Origin of the sequence: Bradyrhizobium vignae, from assembly GCF_004114425.1 — a bacterium.
GTDB lineage: Bacteria > Pseudomonadota > Alphaproteobacteria > Rhizobiales > Xanthobacteraceae > Bradyrhizobium > Bradyrhizobium vignae.
In genome coordinates, this window is record NZ_RDQF01000140.1 from 1 (window position 1) to 1,583 (window position 1,583).

Consider the following 1,583-nt stretch of genomic DNA (forward strand, 5'->3'; position numbering starts at 1 on the left):
CACCGGCTTTCAATTACCCATAACTTTGACGACTCGGGCTGATCCGCTGATCGGCGAAATCTTGAATCGAAAGAATCACTTGTGATTCCTTGCTGAGCACCTGATTCGCGAGGGGGTGCTCTATGGGGCTGACATTAAGGGATCGATCGGCAAAAGGCTGTTTGCGGTCCTTGGAAGATGAATGTTGGATTGATCGAGAGAGTAGCGGATGCGAGTTTAGGGACGCGCGGCTCGGCGACAGATTCCGCAAACTGCTCACGCAGATTGGAAGCGCCATGGGACAAAGCATTCCGCTCGTCTGCCAGGATTGGGCGAATACCAAGGCAGCCTACCGCTTCTTCTCTAATGACCGGGTCAGCGAAGCGGACATTCTGGCCGGCCATTTCCAATCGACACGTGATCGTGCCGCCACTGAAGGTCTCGTTCTTGTGCTGCACGACACGACCGAATTTAGCTATCAACGCGAGAAGTCAGAAAGCGATCGGCATCACGAAGAGCATAAACAGTGGACGGGATAAGGCGGGTCGCCTCAGATCGCACACGGTTTGCGGCATCCTGATGCATTCGAGCCTCGCGGTTACAATCGAAGGTGTGCCGCTGGGGTTGGCGGCCGTCAAGTTCTGGACCCGGAAGAAATTCAAGGGAACAGCAGCGCTTAAAAAGAAGATCAATCCGACCCGGATTCCCATCGAGAAAAAGGAAAGCGTCCGGTGGTTGGAAAATCTCAAGCAGTCTACGCAACTCTTGGATCATCCGGGACGATGCATCCATATCGGTGATCGCGAGAGTGACATCTACGAGCTTTTCTGCGCAGCGCAGGAGACCGGAACTCATTTCCTGATCAGGACCTGCGTCGACCGCTTAGTTGGAGACGGGGATCACACGATCGCCGACGAAATGGACGAGGTCGCCGTCAAAGGGCTCCATCGCATCGAAGTCAGAGACAGCAACGGCGATTCCGACCAGGCCGTTCTTGAGATCAGGTATCGCAAGATTCGAGTCCTGCCGCCGATTGGAAAGCAGAAGCGCTATCCCGCTCTGACCCTGACGGTGATCCATGCCGAAGAGCGCGGGACGCCGAAAAACAGAAAGAAGATCGATTGGAAGCTGATCACCGACCTGCCTGTTGGTTCCCGCGCCGACGCCATTGAGAAGCTCGAATGGTATGCTTTGAGATGGAAGATCGAGGTGTTCCACAAGATCCTCAAATCGGGCTGCAAAGCTGAGGAGTCGAAGCTCAGGACCGCCCAGCGTCTGACCAATCTGATCTCGCTGTTTTGCATCCTGACTTGGCGGGTCTTCTGGATGACGATGCTCAACCGCTCCGTCCCAGACGCGCCGCCAACCCTCGCGTTGACTGCGACTGAAATCGGCGTGCTCGATCGCCTCGTCAACGACAAACCAAAAGGAAGCCAGAAAACGCTCTCGCACTATCTGATCAAGATCGCCCGGCTCGGCGGTTATCTCGCCCGCGCCAGCGATCCGCCGCCCGGTAATACCGTCATGTGGCGCGGGCTGTCGCGCCTCACCGACATTGCGCTGGGCGCCATGGTCGGAGCAGAATTTGTGGGTAATTGAAAGCC

General features: G+C 56.1%; 2 protein-coding genes. Both read left to right on the top strand.

Annotated elements, in window-relative coordinates; genetic code table 11:
* Positions 1-122: 122 nt before the first annotated feature.
* Positions 123-518 (top strand): IS4/Tn5 family transposase DNA-binding protein, encoded by a 396-nt coding sequence (locus tag EAV90_RS41115; protein ID WP_245509744.1) that lies wholly within the window; start codon positions 123-125, stop codon positions 516-518.
* Positions 519-558: 40 nt separating this feature from the next.
* The gene (locus EAV90_RS39120) at positions 559-1,578 is read left to right on the top strand and encodes an IS4 family transposase (protein ID WP_245509745.1); all 1,020 of its coding nucleotides are present in this window, start codon (positions 559-561) and stop codon (positions 1,576-1,578) included.
* Positions 1,579-1,583: the final 5 nt, after the last annotated feature.